We start from the raw sequence: 19308 nt of genomic DNA, 5'->3' as shown, positions 1-19308 counted from the left end.
TTACCCGATCAAAACAATCGGAAAACTAGGTAACAGTCTCCTTGTTAGTCGGCAACCCTACGCGCACCAATCAGGACTGCGGCAAAGCCGACCAACAGAACGAAAACGCAAATTACCAGCAGCTGTTCGTATTTCGGCGCGTCGGGCAAAACCTTCGCCACCATCGCAACCTCGCGCAGGAAGTACGCCGCCGCGCCCAGTATTGCCGCACCAAAAGACGTCAGATAGGCCCACATGGGCACGGACCAGCCGAACACAAACACAGCTACCATGACGGGCGTCAAGAACATCGATGCCGTGCCCGACACGGCAACTGCATCGAACAGCGTCGTATTACCCCACAGGGTCAAGGCACCGCCCAAGATCATGAACACGACCATGACAACGCGCCCCCCCATCAGAGTGCGTGGTGCCAATCGCAACTCTTCAACGCACAAGCGTGCTGCCGAGGACAAAGCCGAGTCCAGCGTAGATAACGCCGACACCAACAAGGACACCAGCAAAGCCACAAACACCCACGACGGGAACATCCCTGCCCAAGTGGTGAGCAACTGGCCCTCATATGCGGCCCCAAGGTTTGCCGCGTGAATTCCGAAAACACCGAACGCCAGAATGCAAAGCGCAGACAGCCAAAACGCGTGCAGGAACGAGTTCCGCGTGGTTTTGCGGTCCGCGATAAAGCCTCGGTCCATCATTACGGGATCGTGTGCGGGGTAGGAGAAAACCTGCAACAAAGCCACGATCAGCAAGACCCAGCCTTGCCGCGCGCCCGATGCGCCTTGCGACGTGGCGATTTCAACGATTGAAAAATCGGGCTGCGTCACGAGGTAGATAAACGCGACCCCGAAGACGGCCAAGAACAACACCATCTGCACCACATCTGTCCTCAGTGCCGCGCTAAGCCCACCCCATGCGGAATAAGCCAATCCCAGCACCGCAACAGCGACGATCGCCAAGGTTCCCGCACTCGCCATCTCTGGCAGCACAGCGCTGAAAATCAAACCGACGACCAACAGGTTCGCGAAGACCTCAGACAACAACCGCAATGCCACAACAACGTTGTAGGCGGATTGTCCAACGGTGCCGAACCGCGCGCCGAGCCAATCTTGAACCGAGGCTGCCCCGCGCAGTCGAAGCTGCCCCACGATGTAACCGCCCGACAGAAAGGATAGGTAATAGGCCGCATAAGCCAGTGTACCCGCCGCCCCGTAGTAATAGCCAAGAATCGCCGAGTTCATCAGCGAGCGGGCAAATATCCAAGTGGTCACTTGGCTAAGCACAAGGGTACATAACCCCGGCGCTCGGCCCGCCACCTGCCCCTGAAAGAACCCTTCGACAGATGCGCGGCGTGGTGCAGTCAGGAACGAGAAAAGGACGACGACCCCAAAAGTGGCAATCACATAAAGGCTAAGCATGGTGGTGTTCCATCTATCAGGGTTCTGTTAGCTGCACATAACAAAGCCCCGCCCATCGGGCGAGGCTTTAGCTATACGCCAACAAAGATGTGATGAAATCAGAGCGTTGCGTTGACGCCGCCGCCATCCAGCAGAATGTTCTGCCCGACAATGAACCCTGCATGCTGGGAGCACAGGAACGCGCAGGTCGCGCCGAATTCCTCGCGGGTTCCATAACGCCGTGCGGGGATTGTTGCCTCACGTGCGGCGCGCGCATCGTCCACGGTGATCCCTTGTTGCTTGCTCACACCCGCGTCCAACGACGCCGCGCGATCGGTCGCGTGAATGCCCGGAAGGATATTGTTCATCGTCACACCCGAAGGGGCAATCTGACGAGAGGTGCCCGCCACGTAGCCCGTAAGGCCCGCCCGCGCCGCATTGGACAGCCCAAGCACAGGTATTGGGGCTTTCACCGACTGCGACGTGATGTTGACCACGCGGCCCCAGCCCCGATCCATCATCGACGGAACCAGCGCCTTAATCAGCGCAATAGGCGTCAGCATGTTTGCATCTAACGCGGCAATAAAGTCGTCACGCTCCCAATCGCTCCACAGCCCCGGAGGCGGTCCACCGGCGTTATTTACCAGAATATCAACCTGCCCTGCGGCCTCTAAAACCTTCGCGCGGCCGTCTTCTGTTGTGATATCTGCAGCAACCGCTACGACATCGACATTGTAGCGCTTGCGGATCGCTTCGGCTGCCTCTTGCAGCGGACCATCAGTGCGCGCGTTCATGACCAAATCAACACCTGCTTCGGCCAATGCCTCTGCGCAGCCCAGACCGAGCCCCTTGCTTGATGCGCAAACCAGTGCGCGCTTACCTTTGATCCCTAGATCCATGTTCAACCCCTTGTCGATGTTCAAGATTAATACTCAGCGGTATGGGTAGCACCCCATTTGCGGCCCGTCGATTCGTGTCTGCATCTAAATCTCAACCGCCTCTTAAGGCCGCCCCATCACCAAAGCCGCAATTATGGCCGCATTGTTTCAAGTCAAATTGGGTTTTGAGCAGTATTTTAACCATTTCCCCTCAAACCGTTGTGCAGGACGGGGCATAAAGGGTAAGGATTACCTTACGAAGACGGTGAGGTTCACCAGAGGACGCAAGCGTGGGGGCGCTGCATTCCATATCTGGTCGAACCACGAAATACTGTTTGATTAGCGAGTGACTGCCACATGCAACACCATCTGCCGTCCGACTTTGTCGCGAACCATGCGTTCTTGGTTTACCAAGCTGCGGAATTCCGTGTCACCAACGGTGTTAACCACGGTGACCCCGTGTCGGGCGTGAATGATGTATGCCTTGGCGACGGCTATAGCCTGCAACGCAGCGCGCAAATCTATTCCATGGATTTGGCCGAAAGCATAGGCGCAGGCCCCCGCCCCGTTTTTGCTGTTTCAGACGGCAGCCAAATCGAAGTGCCCGGCACCCGCACCCGCATTTCTGCCCGCCTGACCTTCATGACGCAAATCGGCGCCTCCGTTGATGCATTGGTGATCACCTGCGACGCCCCGCATTCGCGCGACTATTTGTACCCGCTTGGCCCTATCGAATCCGGTGTTGAGTACACGCTAATTGCAGCAGAAGACGCTCCCCGGGAAATCCCACTCGCCGATCTGACAGGCATGAGCTTTGGACGCGGCACCCGCATCACGATGTCCGACGGCTCACAACGCCCAGTGGAGCAACTGAAAGCCGGCGATCGCGTGTTGACCCGCGACAATGGGATGCAAGAAGTCCGCTGGGTCGGTTCGCGGACCGTTCAAGGTGCGGGCGAGTTTGCGCCGGTGGTCATTTCGCAAGGTGCAATGGGCAACGCCGAAGACATCACAGTGAGCCAGCAGCACCGCATGCTCGTATCCGATTGGCGCGCAGAGGTTATGGTCGGGTCGCGCGATGTGTTGATATCCGCGATTGATCTGATCAACGACGATACGATCTATGTGCGTAAAGGCGGCTTTGTGGAGTACACGCAGTTGGTCTTTGACCAGCACCAGATTTTATACGCAGAGGGTGTGCCGACAGAGAGCCTGCACATGTCACAGCAAATTCTGAACGGCCTGCCTGCGGACGTCGCCTCCGAGGTGTTGCAGCTGTTTCCCGATCTGCCATCCTCCGAGCCGAAGTTCAGCCGCGTCCCGCTGGAAAGCAAGGACGCAGCCAACCTGTTGCGTCAAACGGGCCGACTGTAAGCCTATTCGCCTGTGTAGAAAAATTCCTCGCGCACGATCTTTCCGTTCGCGACATGATAAACGGCGACCTCTTCCATTACGCTGACTTCGCCGGTCTCTTTGTTTTTCGCGTCCATCTTGAATGTCACAGCGAAGCGGTCATCGCCGTGCGGGAACGGCCCGCCAACTGTTCCGCCAAGCATCTCAAACATGCTGTCGAACCAAGCGTGCTTTTCCTTGATCCCCTCTACCCCTACGGTCTCGCGGCCATTTCCCATGTCAGCGGCTTCGACGGATACTGCGTCCGGCGCATACAGCTTATCCAAATTGGCCAGTTCGCGGTTTTCGCGGCACCCCGCGACCAATTCATTCGCAATCTCCATTAAGTTCATAGCAACCACTCCCAATAATTTGTTCACGATACGTTCAAAACCATGCCCGACTTGCCGAAACCGATCAAGACAACATGTCTGACCGATTGCGGAACCCCGCTGACGCCTCTATATCCCAGTCCATGTTAGATCGCGCACATAACCAGCCTGAACTTCCGCCCGAGATTGCTCGGCGTCGGACCTTTGCCATTATCTCTCACCCAGATGCTGGAAAGACCACCTTGACCGAGAAGTTCTTGCTCTATGGTGGCGCGATCCAGATGGCGGGTCAGGTACGTGCCAAAGGCGAAGCGCGCCGGACCCGTTCGGACTTCATGCAGATGGAAAAGGATCGCGGGATTTCCGTGTCCGCGTCGGCAATGTCATTCGACTTTGACAGCTATCGGTTCAATCTCGTCGACACGCCCGGTCACTCCGATTTCTCCGAGGACACCTACCGCACGCTCACCGCTGTTGACGCGGCCGTCATGGTAATCGACGGGGCCAAAGGCGTGGAAAGCCAAACGCAAAAACTGTTTGAAGTCTGCCGCTTACGCGACCTTCCGATCTTGACTTTTTGCAACAAAATGGACCGCGAAAGCCGCGATACCTTCGAGATTATTGACGAAATTCAAGAAAACCTTGCGATTGACGTCACCCCAGCGTCTTGGCCCATTGGCGTGGGCCGTGACTTCCTCGGGTGTTACGATCTGATCAATGACCGCCTTGAGTTGATGGACCGCGCTGATCGAAACAAGGTGTCAGAAAGCATCGAGATCAACGGCTTGGATGACCCCAAGCTGGCAGAGCACGTGCCCGCGGAGCAGTTGAATAAATTCCTTGAAGAGATTGAAATGGCAAAGGAATTAATGCCGCAATTCAATCATCAGGACTTCCTAGACGGCACCATGACACCGATCTGGTTCGGCTCTGCGATCAATTCGTTCGGAGTGCAGGAGTTAATGCAGGGCATCGCCGACTTTGGCCCACAGCCGCAACCCCAAAAGGCCAGCCCACGCGCCATTTCTCCTGATGAACCAAAGGTTTGCGGCTTTGTCTTCAAAGTGCAGGCGAACATGGATCCCAAGCACCGCGACCGCGTGGCTTTCGTGCGCCTTGCGTCGGGTCATTTCAAGCGCGGCATGAAGCTGACGCATGTACGCAGCAAGAAGCCGATGGCGATCTCCAACCCCGTCCTGTTCCTCGCCTCTGATCGTGAGCTGGCGGAGGAAGCGTGGGCGGGCGACATCATGGGCATCCCGAACCACGGCCAGTTGCGCATCGGCGACACGCTGACCGAGGGCGAGATGATCCGCGCCACGGGTATCCCCTCTTTCGCGCCCGAGCTGCTGCAAACCTGCCGCGCGGGCGACCCGCTGAAGTCGAAGCACTTGGAAAAGGCGCTGATGCAATTCGCCGAAGAAGGCGCAGCCAAAGTCTTCAAACCCGCGTTTGGCTCCGGCTTTATTGTGGGCGTGGTGGGTGCGTTGCAATTCGAGGTGCTCGCTTCACGGATTGAGCTGGAGTATGGCCTGCCCGTGCGCTTTGAAGGATCGCAGTTCACCTCTGCCCGTTGGGTAACCGGCGAGAAAGCCGCCGTGGACAAGTTCATTGAGGCGAACAAGCAGCACATCAGCCACGACAACGACGGCGACGTCGTATTCCTGACCCGCTTGCAGTGGGACATAGACCGTGTGGCCCGTGACTACCCCGATGTCACGTTGAGTGCGACAAAGGAAATGATGGTCTAAACGGCCCCATAGCAGAAGTGTCGATTAATCTCGGCGCTTCTGCTATCTTCGCTCTATCGGGGTCATGATCGGCCCAGAATGTAATTATAACAAACGCATAGAGCATCAGCAGTGACACCGCCCCAAACCAAAGAGAAGATGCCCAAAGGGCTTCTGGCCGCCGCCCATTGGGCCGCCGAACGCACCCCGGAGAGCCGCAATCGCGCCGTGGACCTTTACCGCGCGATTGCCATCATGTTCGTGATCTTGGGCCACTGGCTGCTGGTCGCAGCCGTCATGAGAGACGGTGAGCTGAACTTCCTAATACTGCTCTCAGAGCAACGCTGGACCCACTATGCAACGTGGTTGTTCCAAGTTATGCCAGTCTTCTTTTTTGTCGGTGGCTTCTCTAACGGCCTCTCTTGGACTTCTGCCCGCAAAGACCCACTAAAGAAGAAATCATGGGCCGCCGCGCGCCTGTCGCGCTTGCTGAAACCAACGGTTCCGGTGGTACTGGTCTGGGCCTGCGCCGGATTGGTGGCGCACGCATTGGGCGTACCGGTGGATTTGATATCCAGCGCATCACAAGCCGCGTTGGTGCCGGTTTGGTTCTTGGCTGTCTACATCATCATGACGATGGCGGTTCCGCTAACAATGGCGTTTTGGGACAGGTTTGGCATTGCCTCTGTCGCGATACTGGCAATCGCCGCTATCGTCGTTGACGTCATTGCCTTCGGTGCCGATCAAGGCTGGCTCCGCTGGACCAACTACGCCTTCGTCTGGCTGGCCGTCCACCAGTTGGGATACTGGTGGGGCTCTGCAACGCGGCCAAAATCATGGGCGTTGGGCTTTGTCGCCTTGGGTGTTGCGTGGCTCTACATTCTTATCGTCCAGTTCGGGTTTCCTGTGGCAATGGTGAGCGTTCCGGGCGCAGAGATGTCCAACACCCGCCCGCCAACCACCGCAATGCTGGCCGTCGGTAGCGTGCAAATCGGTGTCATCCTACTGCTCACTGACCTCGCCCAACTTTGGCTGCGCCGCGTGCGTGTCTGGGCGTGGGTGATCGTGTTCAACCAAATGATTATGTCGATTTACCTCTGGCACATGACAGCGCTTTTGATCGTCACGGGTGTAGCCGCGTATGCTTTCGGTGGATTTGGCCTGAACGAAGCGCCGGGGACGGCCATGTGGTGGGCGATGCGCCCCATTTGGGTCGTGCTATTCACCATCGTTTTGATCCCATTCGTGTTGATCTTCGTGCGTTTTGAAGCCGGCAGCAAAACCAAACCGGAACAACGGCCAAGCCCGTGGCAAGCCATGGGCGGCGCGTTCATGACCTGTGCGGGGTTGGTTGTGATGGCTATGGTGGGTCTCGGCAAAGATAACGCGATCGGAGTTAACTGGCTTGCGGTCGGCTTCGCGGTGCTCGGGGTTTTGATCGCTACGCGCCGATTCTCACGGCGGTGATAGGACAGCAATCGTGTTAAATCACCGCCACAGCACAGGATTGGGCGAATTTAGCGCAGTCCCAGCTCAGGTTTCCCTGTATTTATTGACCTTCTGATCCACTCAGGCTAAACGCTGCGTACCTGTGGAAAACGTCCGCGGGTCGACGCAGGGACGCGTTGAAACCTGCGTCCCCAGTTTCTGCCGCATATCGCCTCATTCTGAGGCTGCGCAACTTGGATATACATGACAAAATTCTCAGATCTAAAACTACACACGAAAGTCCTTAAGGCTATCGAAGATGTTGGCTACACAGAGCCGACCCCAATTCAGGCGGGCGCCATTCCCCCTGCTTTGGAAGGGCGCGACGTGTTGGGCATCGCCCAAACCGGTACAGGTAAAACCGCGAGTTTTACACTGCCTATGATTACGCTTCTGAACCGTGGACGCGCGCGGGCTCGCATGCCCCGCTCCTTGGTTCTGGCGCCAACCCGCGAATTGGCAGCGCAAGTCGCCGAAAACTTCGACCTATACGCAAAATACACCAAACTGACCAAAGCGCTGCTAATCGGCGGCGTGTCGTTCAAAGAGCAAGACGCCCTGATTGATCGTGGTGTCGACGTGCTCATTGCGACACCGGGTCGCCTGCTTGACCATTTCGAGCGCGGCAAACTGATCCTCACTGACGTGAAGGTCATGGTTGTCGATGAGGCGGACCGGATGCTTGATATGGGGTTCATTCCCGACATCGAGCGTATTTTCCAGATGACGCCGTTCACCCGTCAAACGCTGTTCTTCTCCGCGACGATGGCGCCGGAAATTGAGCGGATCACCAACACGTTCCTGTCAAACCCAGAGCGAATTGAAGTGGCCCGTCAGGCGTCTGCCTCGGCAACCATTACGCAATCCTTGTTCGAGCTTCCGGGCACGCGCCGCGATGCCCAAAGCAAACAAAAACGCGACTTCTTGCGTAAGCTGATCGACCAAGAAGGCGAAAAAGTAACCAACGGCATCATCTTCTGTAACCGGAAGGTCGACGTGGATATCGTTGCGAAGTCGTTGAAAAAATACGGTCATGACGCGGAGCCTATTCACGGTGACCTTGATCAATCGCACCGCACACGCACGCTTGAAGGCTTCCGGAACGGGGAAATTCGCTTCTTGGTCGCGTCCGATGTCGCCGCACGGGGCCTAGACGTGCCAAATGTGAGCCACGTGTTCAACTTCGACGTTCCCAGCCATGCCGAGGACTATGTCCACCGGATCGGGCGTACGGGGCGTGCCGGACGCTTGGGCGCGGCGATGATGATCTCCACACCCAAAGATGAGAAGCTACTGGAGGCAATTGAAAGCCTGATCGGCTCCACGATCCCACGCGGCGATGTGGGCGAGCAACACGCACCAGTCTCCAAAGCATCTGAAGCCGACGTGGCAGCAGATAGCAAGGAAGAGCGCCCAAAGTCCCGCTCTCGGTCCCGTTCGCGCAGCAGCTCCAAATCCAAGGACGCGCCTAAGGTCGATGCACCTGAGGCGGCCAGCGCCGAGGCAGCCCCTGCCCCAGAAGCAAAACCCGCACCAAAGCCTAAAGCTGACGCACCGAAAAAGGCCGCAGCACAAAAGCCAGCGGAAGACCGCAAACCGAAAGACAACAACGAGCAGGACAACCGCTCTAACGCGTCGCGCTCTCGCGGTGGCAAGGGCCGTGGCCGTAACGAAGACCGCGGTCCCCGCGTCGTTGGCCTAGGTGACCACTTGCCGACATTTATCGAGAAAAGCTTCGAGCAGCGCCGCGCCGACTAAGCGACGCTTCATTGAACACGAAAAAGCCCCCGAAGCTGATGAAGCTTCGGGGGCTTTTTGTTGCCTACGTTAAACTGGTGTTACGCAGTTAAACGCGAAATCAACACGACCACTTCCGGCTTTTTGCCAATCTCCTTCTGAGAGGTCTGGCGCACAATTCGCTTGATTTGGTCTTCCAGCTTATCGTCATTCGCAATGGTCTTGGCATCCGCACGCCCAAGGAATTGACCGACATCAGCTTCAAGGATGTCTTGCAGCGGCGCGTTGGAGCGCCCTTGTTCGGGCAGGCCGCGCAGCTCGCACCACGCGTCCGTAAGTGCCTCATCGTCCTCATCAATCAAGATACCGATCACAGCCTGACCGTTCAACGCCATGCGGATACGGTCACGCACGACACCGTCAAGCGCACCAATCTGCACGGAGCCATCCAAGTACAGACGGCCCGTCTCGACAAACTCAACAACCTCTGGGCGGTCCCCAGACAGCGACACCATCGTTCCGTTCGGCGCGACCATGGACGCGATTCCGTTGGCTTCACCGATTTTCGCGTGCTCACGTAGCATGCGGTGCTCGCCGTGGTTGGGGATCAGGATTTGCGGCTTCACCAAGCGGTGCATCTCTTCCAGATCAGGACGGTTGGCGTGACCTGACACGTGTATGTCTGCCATCTTGTCGTCGATCACATCGACTCCCAACTCGCTAAAGTTGTTTACGATTTGGCCAACGGACGTCTCATTCCCCGGAATAGTCTTGGAGGAGAACAACACCGTGTCGCCTTCTCGCAGTGATATGCCAAGGAACTTGCCGCGCGATAGCTGCGCCGTTGCGGCGCGGCGCTCCCCTTGAGAGCCTGTTGCGAGGATCATTAGGTTTTCGCGTGGGACGTCGCGCGCTTCTTCAGGCAAAATGTACGGCGGGAAGTCAGTGACGACGCCGGTCTCGATCCCTGCCTTGACCATCCGTTGCATAGACCGCCCCATCAAGCAGATTGAGCGGCCAGCCTCGCGGCCCGCCTCTGCCAGCGTTTTCACCCGCGCGATGTTGGACGCGAATGTGGTCGCAACGACCATGCCCGTCGCATCACGTACCAGCGGGACGATATTCGGACCAACTGTCGCTTCGGAACGCCCTTCGTGCCGGGAAAACACATTGGTCGAGTCGCAGATCAGCGCCTTGACCGGTGCCAGCGCGGCCCAAGCCTCGCGGTCGAATGCTTCGCCTAAAACCGGTGTTTCATCAATTTTGAAGTCGCCCGAGTGAACGACGCGGCCATCAGGCGTATCAATCACAAGGCCGGAGCTTTCCGGGATCGAGTGCGAGATCGGCATAAAGCCGACCTTGAACTTGCCGACTTGAACTTGCTCGGGCATTGCACCGACCACGTTAATTTCAGAGCCGTCGTAGCCATGCTCGGCCATTTTCAACGCGGCGATATGCGACGTGAATTTTCGTGCATATATCGGCGCTTTCAACCGGCTATACAAATGCCCGACTGCCCCCACATGATCCTCATGTGCGTGGGTGATGAAAATCGCATCAAGCCGCTTGGCGCGGTCCGCGATCCATTCAATGTCGGGGAAAATCAGATCGACACCTGGTGTGCCGTCCATATCGGGGAAGGTCACCCCCATGTCGACCAGAATAAATCGCTCCTTGCCCGGTTTCCCGTAGCCGTAAAGGTACATATTCATGCCAACTTCGCCTGCCCCGCCTAGGGGAAGGTAGACTAGTCTTTCGCCTGCCATCTTAGATATTCTTTCTATTGTGTTCATTGATGACCACCAAGCCGTGCATGGTCAGATCATCGTTGAATTCGTCAAATAGGGCGTCTGCCTGCTGAAACAGCGGCGCCAACCCCCCGGTGGAAATTACTTTCATCTCTCGGCCGTGTTCGGTCTTGATGCGGGCACAGATCTCTTTGATCAGGCCGATATAGCCCCAGAACACGCCCGACTGCATGCACGCAACCGTATTCGTACCAATGACACGCTGCGGTTTCGTAATGTCGACATGGGGCAACGCTGCCGCCGCCTGATGCAATGCCTCTAGGGACAGATTGACGCCTGGCGCGATAACGCCGCCAATATAGGCGCCGTCCCCATCCACAACGTCAAACGTTGTGGCCGTCCCGAAGTCGACAACGATTAAGTCACCACCAAACAGGTTGTAACCTGCAACTGTGTTCACAAGGCGGTCAGGCCCCACGGCGGTCCCTTCGTCGACGCGGACATCAACGGGCAGGATGCAGCCATCCTTTCCGACGACCAGCGGGCGTGTGTGGAAGTAGCGGTCCGCGAAAACCCGAAGGTTAAACACGACGCGCGGCACCGTGGAGGAGATGATCACCTCGGTGATCTCCACGTCGATCTTCTGAAAATGCATGAGCGTAGACAGCCACACATAGTACTGATCCGCCGTGCGCTGCCATTCAGTGGAGGTACGCCAAGTCGCGATAAACTGCTCCCCGTCCCAGATAGAGAACACGGTATTTGTATTGCCGCAATCGATCGCTAGTAGCATGTCGTCGTCCCTATCCGTCGCGCCCTGTGCATATACCCCATTGGGCATAGCGTCAAAGCGCTGGCGAATTGCCTAAAAATACACATCTGCCGCCGCAATAGCCTGTGTCCCCTTGGAGGTCCGCAGGATCAGGTTCCCCGACGCGTCGACACCGTCGAAGCTTCCGGTGTATTCCTCGCGGACCGTGCGTGCGGTGATAACTTCACCGAGACGCGCGGCCTTGGCCAACCAAGCCTCACGGATAGGGCCAAAACCGTAAGTGGTGAATTCAAGTTCGCGGCGCGCGTATGCGGAGGCCAGTTCCAGCGCAAAATCATCGGGTTCTATGGCGACGCCAAGCGTTTGCAAGCTTGTCGGGCCAACTGCGGTGCTTTCCAAGTCGGACGCAGACGGCGTGTCCCTTAGGTTCACGCCGATCCCGATGGCCAAGCTGTCCAATCGGCCACCCTGCCCCGCGCTGGCCAGCAAAATGCCCGCCAGCTTACCGCCATGCAAAAGCACATCATTCGGCCATTTCAGTGAAAACGCATCCGCACGCCCCGTCAGCGCCACGCAGGCATCGAACAGCGCTAATGCCGCAACAAAGGAGCGGAGCGCCACAGTTTCAGGCGCCTCGCGCGGCTGAAGCACCAACGTGCCCGCGAAATTTCCCTTGGGGTTCGCCCACGCGCGCCCGCGGCGTCCGTGGGCTGCGGTTTGGTCTTTCGCGATAATCCACGTCGGGCCAGCCAAAGTCGCGGCCCGACGGTTTGCTTCCAACATGGTGCTGTCCACGCTATCCAGCGTGATCAGCCCGTATCCCTCAGGCCATTTAGTTGACAAGCGCACCTGCTGCGGCCAGTGCCAGCCCCTCAATCCCGAAGAGGTTAATGACCCCGACCAGCATTACAGCCGCGGAACCGACCAAAAACAGCCAGTTAACCATTGGCATGGATCCGTTAAGCGCATCGCGCTCTTCACCGAAGTACATGTAGTAGATCACGCGCAAGTAGTAGAAGGCACCGATAACCGACGCGACAACGCCCGCAATGGCAAGCCATGCCATGTCAGCGTCCACAGCCGCCTTCAGTACATAGAACTTGCCAAAGAAGCCCACCATTGGCGGGATACCCGCCAGCGAGAACAGCAGCACAAGCATTGCCAAGGCGCGCATTGGCTCCTTCTTGGAGTAGTTTTGTAGCGCGTCGATATCAGTCACCGGCTCACCGTCTTTTTCCATCGACAGGATAAAAGCAAACGTCCCGATGTTCATGGTGACGTAAATCGCCATATAGATCAGCATGGCCTGCACGCCCTCGGCAGTGCCTGCAGCCAAGCCCATCAGGGCAAACCCCATATGCGCGATCGACGAATAGGCCATCAGACGTTTGATGTCGCGCTGGCCGATTGCCGCGATAGCGCCGAGGAACATTGAGACCACGGACAGGAATGCCACGATCTGCGACCAGTCGGCGACCGCACCACCGAAAGCGTCATGCACAACGCGGGCGAACAAGCCCATCGCAGCCACTTTCGGGGCTGTCGCGAAGAATGCAGTGATCGGCGTGGGGGAGCCTTCATAAACGTCCGGTGTCCACATGTGGAACGGCGCGGCGGACACTTTGAACGCCAGCCCCGCGATCACAAAAACCAGACCGAACAGCAAGCCGAGAGAGATATCGCCAGCATTAACCGTGGAGAAGATGCCCGCGAACAAGGTGGTACCCGCGTAGCCGTAAACCAGTGATGCGCCGTAAAGCAGCATGCCTGAGGACAGCGCGCCCAGCACGAAGTACTTAAGGCCCGCTTCAGTGGATTTTACCGAGTCGCGGCGCAAGGATGCAACGACGTAGAGTGCCAAGGATTGGAGCTCCAACCCCATGTAAAGCGCCATTAGATCTCCAGCGGAGACCATCATCATCATCCCCACAACCGAAAGGGCGACAAGGATCGGGTACTCGAACCGGAACAAGCCGTGGCGTGTCATGAAGTCCTGGCTCATCACCAGGATCGCCGCTGCGGACAGCAAGATCGTCACCTTGGCAAAGCGCGAGAACCCGTCGTCGACGAAAGCCCCGCCAAACGCCGCATTCGTGCCCTCCCCGTTGAATCCGATCCACGCGGCAAGCAGCACAAACACAAGGCTAGTCGTCCAAAGGATCACCGGCGCGGCTTTGTCCTTGGTCGTATAGACCCCGCCCATCAGCGCCAGCATGGCGAAGATCGCCAGTGAAACTTCGGGCAGAACGATATTCAGGTCAGCTTGGATCATCTTATCCGTCCTTAGTGTCCGGCCACAGCCGTGGTGACGCCGCTATCAAGCAACGCCGTGTCATAATTAGAGACCAGCGCCTCAACGCTCGGCCCGATCAGGTCCAGCACCAATGCTGGGTAAACACCCAACAAGATGGTCATGAAAACCAGTGGCGCGAAAATCGCCCGCTCGCGGGAGGTCATGTCGGTGATCGACCTCAGGCTTTCCTTGATGAGATCGCCCATGACGACGCGGCGGTACAGCCACAAACCGTAGGCTGCTGACAAGATCACACCCGTGGTCGCAAACAGCGCAACCCAAGTGTTGACTTGGAAGACCCCCATAAGCGTCAGGAACTCGCCCACGAAACCGGACGTGCCCGGCAGGCCCACGTTTGCCATGGTGAAGAACATAAAGATCAATGCGTAGGCAGGCATCCTGTTAACCAACCCGCCATAGGCGTCGATTTCGCGGGTGTGCATGCGGTCGTAGATCACGCCAACACATAGGAACAATGCGCCAGAGATGAACCCGTGGGAAATCATCTGGAAGATCGCGCCGTCAACGCCCTGCTGGTTCGCCGCGAATATCCCCATTGTCACATAGCCCATGTGAGCAACCGAAGAGTAGGCAATCAGTTTTTTCATGTCCGACTGCACCAGTGCCACCAGCGAGGTGTAGATGATGGCGATGGCCGACAACCACAATACATAGATGCCAAGAACGTCAGCACCAACAGGGAACATCGGCAGCGAGAAACGCAGGAAGCCATAGCCGCCCATTTTCAGCAGGATCGCCGCCAGCACGACAGAGCCCGCCGTCGGCGCCTGAACGTGCGCATCAGGCAACCAAGTGTGGACGGGCCACATCGGCATTTTCACCGCGAAGCTGGCAAAGAAGGCAAGGAACATCAGTGTCTGCAAACCGCCAACAACGGTGACGCCAGCAACGCTGAAATTCTCAGACGCGAAAGTATGGGTCAGGAGTGTCGGAATGTCTGTGGTGCCTGCGTCCATATACATTGCAATCATCGCCACAAGCATCAGCACAGAGCCAAGCAGTGTGTAGAGGAAGAACTTGAAGGATGCGTAGATGCGGTTCACGCCGCCCCAAATCCCAATAATCAAGAACATCGGGATTAGACCTGCCTCGAAGAACAGGTAGAACAAGATCAGGTCCAATGCACAGAACACGCCGAGCATCAGCGTCTCGAGCAGCAAGAAGGCGATCATATAGTCCTTCACGCGCGTCTTCACGTCCCAGCAGCTGGCGATCACCAGCGGCATCAGGAATGTCGTCAGCAGCACGAAGGTCACTGAAATCCCGTCCACGCCCATCTTGTATTGCAGGCCCATCAGCCAGTCGCGCTCTTCCACGAACTGGAAGCCCGTGTTAGAGGCGTCAAACCCCGTGTAGACGAAAATCGATAACAGGAACGTAACGCCCGTCGCGATAAGCGCGAGCCACTTGGCGTTGCGTTGTGCAGCCTCGTCGTCGCCGCGCAAGAAAAGGGCAAGGATAAGCGCCGCAACCAGCGGCATGAAGGTGATAACAGAAAGCAGGTTGTCCATTATTCGACTCCCCCCACGCTCGGGCCGCCAATGGCGAACCATGTGATAATCAGCACAACACCTATGACCATGGCAAAGGCGTAATGGAACATGAAGCCGGACTGCGCGCGACCGGCAAGGCGGGTCAGAAACGGTACGGCCCCCATCGCCAGCCCGTTGATCGAGCCGTCAATAATTTTGCCGTCGCCACGCGTCCACAGCACATTACCCAGCCACTTTGCAGGGCGCACGAAGATCACATCGTAGAGCTCGTCAAAATACCATTTGTTCAGTAGGAACTGATACAGATGTTTTTGGTTATTGGCCAAACGGCCGGGCAAGCTAGGGTTCTTGATGTAGAACAGCCATGCCATGAACAGGCCTGTCAGCATCGCAATGAACGGCGACACCTTCACCCACTTCGGGGCGTGGTGGGCATTGTCCATCGTGTGGTTGTCGGGGGCCATGTAAATCGCACCCTGCCCTGGAAGGGCGGCATCGCCTTCACCACCCGCAACGTCATCGCCGTGGCTGGCTTGTGTACCGGCCGCAACCGCAGCCATGCTCAGCAGGTCGGGATCGACCAACGCATGTTGCTCGCCTTGCGTGATGCCAAAGAATTTTTCGACATCATGGTGATCGCCGAAGAACGGCTTGAAGAACACCATTCCCGAAAAGATTGCACCAATCGCCAGAACACCAAGCGGCACCAACATAACCATCGGGCTTTCATGAGCGTGCTCATGCGTGTGCTTGTCGCCACGTTCCGTGCCGTAGAACGTCATGAACATCAGACGCCAAGAATAGAAGGACGTGAAAACAGCGGCGATAACCAGAAGCCAGAAAGCATAGCCAGACCCACCGCCCCAAGCGCTCTCGATGATCGCATCTTTGGACAGGAAGCCGGCAAAGCCGATATGCGTCAGCGGAATGCCGACGCCGGTGATCGCCAAAGTACCGATCATCATTGCAGCAAAGGTATAGGGTATCTTTTTGCGCAGGTTGCCATAGTTTCGCATGTCCTGCTCGTGGTGCATCGCGTGGATGACAGAGCCCGCGCCAAGGAACAGCATCGCCTTGAAGAACGCGTGCGTCAGCAGGTGGAACATTGCAACCGAGTAAACCCCAAGCCCAGCCGCCACGAACATGTAGCCAAGTTGAGAGCACGTTGAATACGCGATCACCCGCTTGATGTCGTTTTGGACGAGACCAACCGTTGCAGCGAAGAATGCGGTCGATGCGCCAACGATAACAATGAACGCCTTGGCGTCCGGTGCGAACTCCATGAGCGGCGACATGCGGCACACAAGGAAGACGCCCGCCGTCACCATGGTCGCTGCGTGGATCAAAGCTGACACGGGAGTCGGGCCTTCCATCGCATCAGGCAACCACGTGTGCAGGAACAGTTGCGCAGATTTACCCATCGCGCCGACGAACAGAAGGAAGGCCAACAAATTCGCAGCGTTCCACTCGGTCCAAAGGAAGTGCAATTCCGTCTCCGCAATCTGGGGAACGGCGGCAAAAATGTCGTCAAACCGGATGCTGTCAGCCAAGAGGTAAAGACCGAACATCCCCAGAAGGAACGCGAAGTCACCCACGCGGTTTACAACAAAGGCCTTGATAGCGGCGGCGTTCGCAGACGGTTTTTTGTAATAGAAGCCAATCAGCAGGTAGGATGCGACGCCCACGCCTTCCCAACCAAAGAACATCTGAACAAGGTTGTCAGCGGTAACGAGCATAAGCATGGTGAAGGTAAAGAACGAAAGGTACGCGAAGAAACGGGCCTTATATGCAACGCCCTCTCCGAAATTCTCGTCATGCGCCATGTAGCCGAAGGAGTACAAGTGCACCAAGCTGGAAACCGTGGTGACGACAATCAGCATGATGGCCGTCAGGCGGTCCACCCGAATGCCCCAAGAGGTGTCCAGCGTGCCAGATTGAATCCAGCGCAATATTTCAATCGTTTCGGTCGTTCCGTCGAATGTGAGGAAAACGATCCAGCTCAGCAGCGCCGAGAGGAATAGTAAGCCGGTCGCAATCACACAGCCCGCTTGCTCGCCAATAAACTTCCAACCGAAGCCGCAGATGAGTGCGCCAACGAGTGGCCCAAAGAGGATGATGGTTTCCATGGTGACTTAGCCCTTCATCACGTTGACATCTTCGACGGCGATCGTACCGCGGGTCCGGAAGAAACAGACCAAAATGGCCAGCCCGATTGCGGCCTCGGCCGCGGCAACTGTTAGCACGAACAAGGTGAACACCTGCCCCGCAAGATCGCCGAGGTAGCTCGAGAACGCGACAAAATTGATGTTCACCGCCAGCAGCATCAGCTCGATAGACATCAAGATAATGATGACGTTCTTGCGGTTCACGAAGATGCCGAAAATGCCAATGACGAACAACGCCGCAGCGACAGTTAAATAGTGTTCAAGTCCGATCATTTGGCGTCTTCCTTCGATACGGTGTCAAATTCTCCTAGAGAATTTGCGTCCAATTTTTCCTCGAAAAATTGCATTATAACCCCTGCCCCGGTTTTACGTCTTTAAGCTCCATTTGCTCGCTCGGATCGCGATAAATCTGGCTCAGAACATTTTGGCGTTTGATGTCGGGTCGGTGACGCAGTGTCAGTACAATCGCACCAATCATCGCGACCAACAAAATTAGGCCAGCGGCTTGGAACAGGTAGATGTACTTCGTGTAGATCAACTGCCCCAAAGCCGCAGTATTGTGTGTTTCTTCCAACGCCGGCGCCACAGCGTCACGTAAGGATGCCGCGTTCTCCGCACCCGTCCATGTGCCGAAGACCAAGGCCAGTTCCATCAACAAGATAACCCCGATCAGCCCAGCGAGCGGCACGAACTTGGCCAGCTCCCCCCTCAGTTCCGCGAAATTCACATCAAGCATCATGACCACAAAGAGGAACAACACTGCGACGGCCCCCACATAGACAATGATCATCAGCATTGCCACGAATTCAGCGCCGAGCAGCACGAATAACCCCGCAGAGGACAAGAATGCCAAGATCAGCCACAGAACCGAGTGAACGGGGTTGCGCGACACGACGACAAACAGCCCCGAGGTCACGACCACGAAGGCAAATAGATAGAATGCGAAATCTGCGAAGCCCATTAGCTTGTTCCCTCTTCGTCCAGCACTTCTGTCGCAAGCTCCATAGCTTTGGACATTGCCGGTACTCCGCCAAACATCGCCGCTTGGGCGATTGTTTCGGCAATCTCTTGTTTCGTTGCGCCCGCTTCCACAAGGTGGCGCACGGTAATCCTGATCTGACTTTCCGCCTGCGCGCCCTGAATGGTCAACCCAGTGAGCGTCAACAGCAAACGCGTCTTGGCATCGAGCCCCTCGGGGCTCACGCCCTTGCCCATGAATTGCTCCATCATGTCCGCCGACATTGTTGGCATGATGTTCTCAAACCCCTTCGGCGTGAATGCCTCCAGTGCGGGGTTCATGGTCTTTGCCATGTCCTGGCCCATCTTCATCATGGCCTCGAAAGGGTTGGTCGGGTCGGTCATCTGTACGGCGCATCCATTTCTAGGTTGCGGGCGATCTCGCCTTCCCAGCGGTCGCCGTTCGCAAGCAACTTGTCCTTATCGTAGAACAGCTCTTCACGGGTTTCGGTGGCGAACTCAAAGTTCGGCCCCTCTACGATGGCGTCTACGGGGCAAGCCTCTTGGCAGAAGCCACAGTAGATGCATTTGGTCATATCGATGTCATAGCGCGTGGTCCGACGCGAGCCATCGTCACGCGGTTCCGCATCAATCGTAATCGCCTGCGCAGGGCAAACTGCCTCACACAATTTGCACGCAATGCAGCGCTCTTCCCCGTTGGGGTAGCGACGCAGCGCATGCTCACCCCTGAAGCGTGGCGACAAAGGCCCCTTTTCGTGCGGGTAGTTCAAGGTCGCCTTAGGCGCGAAGAAGTACTTCAGCCCCAGCTGCATGCCTTTGAACATGTCCATCAGCAGGAAGTATTTGGCACGACGGCCGAAACTCACGCTCATTTCATCTCTCCCGTA

At 56.9% G+C, this 19308-nt stretch carries 17 protein-coding genes; 4 read left to right on the top strand and 13 right to left on the bottom strand.

The genetic code is table 11. From position 1 onward, the window contains the following. Positions 1 to 44: 44 nt before the first annotated feature. Entirely contained in the window at positions 45 to 1415 is a 1371-nt protein-coding gene (locus tag BLW66_RS02185) for an SLC5/6 family protein (protein ID WP_089944323.1), read from the bottom strand. A 98-nt stretch (positions 1416 to 1513) separates the two neighbouring features. After that, complete coding sequence (locus BLW66_RS02180) at positions 1514 to 2293, bottom strand: SDR family oxidoreductase (RefSeq protein WP_089944321.1); 780 nt, start codon at positions 2291 to 2293, stop codon at positions 1514 to 1516. A 336-nt stretch (positions 2294 to 2629) separates the two neighbouring features. Between BLW66_RS02180 and BLW66_RS02175 the strand changes: the two genes are divergently transcribed. After that, positions 2630 to 3646 carry a Hint domain-containing protein gene (locus tag BLW66_RS02175; RefSeq protein WP_089944318.1) on the top strand — a complete coding sequence of 339 codons (1017 nt, stop codon included), beginning with the start codon at positions 2630 to 2632 and terminating at the stop codon, positions 3644 to 3646. Between the two features lie 2 nt (positions 3647 to 3648). Here the strand turns inward: BLW66_RS02175 and BLW66_RS02170 are convergent, their stop codons facing one another. Further along, a complete protein-coding gene (locus BLW66_RS02170) occupies positions 3649 to 4017 on the bottom strand; it encodes a nuclear transport factor 2 family protein (protein ID WP_089944314.1) in 369 nt (122 codons plus the stop codon). A gap of 122 nt (positions 4018 to 4139) precedes the next feature. Here BLW66_RS02170 and BLW66_RS02165 point away from each other — a divergent pair, with 122 nt between their 5' ends. The 3 genes from BLW66_RS02165 (at position 4140) to BLW66_RS02155 (ending at position 8972) form a co-directional block, all read left to right on the top strand. Then, complete coding sequence (locus tag BLW66_RS02165; protein WP_089944311.1) at positions 4140 to 5747, top strand: peptide chain release factor 3; 1608 nt, start codon at positions 4140 to 4142, stop codon at positions 5745 to 5747. Positions 5748 to 5858: 111 nt separating this feature from the next. Beyond that, on the top strand, positions 5859 to 7193 hold the full coding sequence (locus tag BLW66_RS02160; RefSeq protein WP_089944307.1) for an acyltransferase family protein: 1335 nt from the start codon (positions 5859 to 5861) through the stop codon (positions 7191 to 7193). A 225-nt stretch (positions 7194 to 7418) separates the two neighbouring features. Beyond that, positions 7419 to 8972, top strand: coding sequence for a DEAD/DEAH box helicase (locus tag BLW66_RS02155; RefSeq protein WP_089944304.1), 1554 nt, complete (start codon positions 7419 to 7421; stop codon positions 8970 to 8972). Between the two features lie 80 nt (positions 8973 to 9052). On the opposite strand, the gene BLW66_RS02150 is transcribed toward BLW66_RS02155, so the two are convergent. From BLW66_RS02150 to nuoI, 10 genes are all read right to left on the bottom strand, one after another. Further along, entirely contained in the window at positions 9053 to 10717 is a 1665-nt protein-coding gene (locus BLW66_RS02150) for a ribonuclease J (protein ID WP_089944301.1), read from the bottom strand. 1 nt (position 10718) lies between these two features. After that, positions 10719 to 11492, bottom strand: coding sequence for a type III pantothenate kinase (locus tag BLW66_RS02145; protein WP_089944299.1), 774 nt, complete (start codon positions 11490 to 11492; stop codon positions 10719 to 10721). A gap of 72 nt (positions 11493 to 11564) precedes the next feature. Further along, positions 11565 to 12320 (bottom strand): biotin--[acetyl-CoA-carboxylase] ligase, encoded by a 756-nt coding sequence (locus BLW66_RS02140; RefSeq protein WP_089944297.1) that lies wholly within the window; start codon positions 12318 to 12320, stop codon positions 11565 to 11567. Then, positions 12304 to 13743 (bottom strand): NADH-quinone oxidoreductase subunit NuoN, encoded by a 1440-nt coding sequence (gene nuoN / locus BLW66_RS02135; RefSeq protein ID WP_089944294.1) that lies wholly within the window; start codon positions 13741 to 13743, stop codon positions 12304 to 12306. The genes BLW66_RS02140 and nuoN overlap by 17 nt, the downstream gene beginning before the upstream one ends. Positions 13744 to 13754: 11 nt before the next feature. Further along, on the bottom strand, positions 13755 to 15296 hold the full coding sequence (locus BLW66_RS02130) for an NADH-quinone oxidoreductase subunit M (protein WP_089944291.1): 1542 nt from the start codon (positions 15294 to 15296) through the stop codon (positions 13755 to 13757). After that, on the bottom strand, positions 15296 to 17404 hold the full coding sequence (nuoL, locus tag BLW66_RS02125; RefSeq protein WP_089944288.1) for an NADH-quinone oxidoreductase subunit L: 2109 nt from the start codon (positions 17402 to 17404) through the stop codon (positions 15296 to 15298). Before nuoL ends, BLW66_RS02130 begins: the two co-directional genes overlap by 1 nt. 6 nt (positions 17405 to 17410) lie before the next feature. Beyond that, positions 17411 to 17716 carry an NADH-quinone oxidoreductase subunit NuoK gene (gene nuoK, locus BLW66_RS02120; RefSeq protein WP_089944285.1) on the bottom strand — a complete coding sequence of 102 codons (306 nt, stop codon included), beginning with the start codon at positions 17714 to 17716 and terminating at the stop codon, positions 17411 to 17413. Positions 17717 to 17789: 73 nt separating this feature from the next. Then, on the bottom strand, positions 17790 to 18404 hold the full coding sequence (locus BLW66_RS02115) for an NADH-quinone oxidoreductase subunit J (protein ID WP_089944280.1): 615 nt from the start codon (positions 18402 to 18404) through the stop codon (positions 17790 to 17792). After that, positions 18404 to 18805, bottom strand: coding sequence for a carboxymuconolactone decarboxylase family protein (locus BLW66_RS02110; RefSeq protein ID WP_089944277.1), 402 nt, complete (start codon positions 18803 to 18805; stop codon positions 18404 to 18406). Before BLW66_RS02110 ends, BLW66_RS02115 begins: the two co-directional genes overlap by 1 nt. Continuing rightward, entirely contained in the window at positions 18802 to 19293 is a 492-nt protein-coding gene (gene nuoI / locus BLW66_RS02105; protein WP_089944274.1) for an NADH-quinone oxidoreductase subunit NuoI, read from the bottom strand. The genes BLW66_RS02110 and nuoI overlap by 4 nt, the downstream gene beginning before the upstream one ends. Positions 19294 to 19308: the final 15 nt, after the last annotated feature.

It is taken from the genome of Litoreibacter albidus (assembly GCF_900107015.1).
GTDB lineage: Bacteria > Pseudomonadota > Alphaproteobacteria > Rhodobacterales > Rhodobacteraceae > Litoreibacter > Litoreibacter albidus.
The sequence above is the reverse complement of the archived record's forward strand: the minus strand, read 5'-3'. Positions and strand labels throughout refer to the sequence as shown.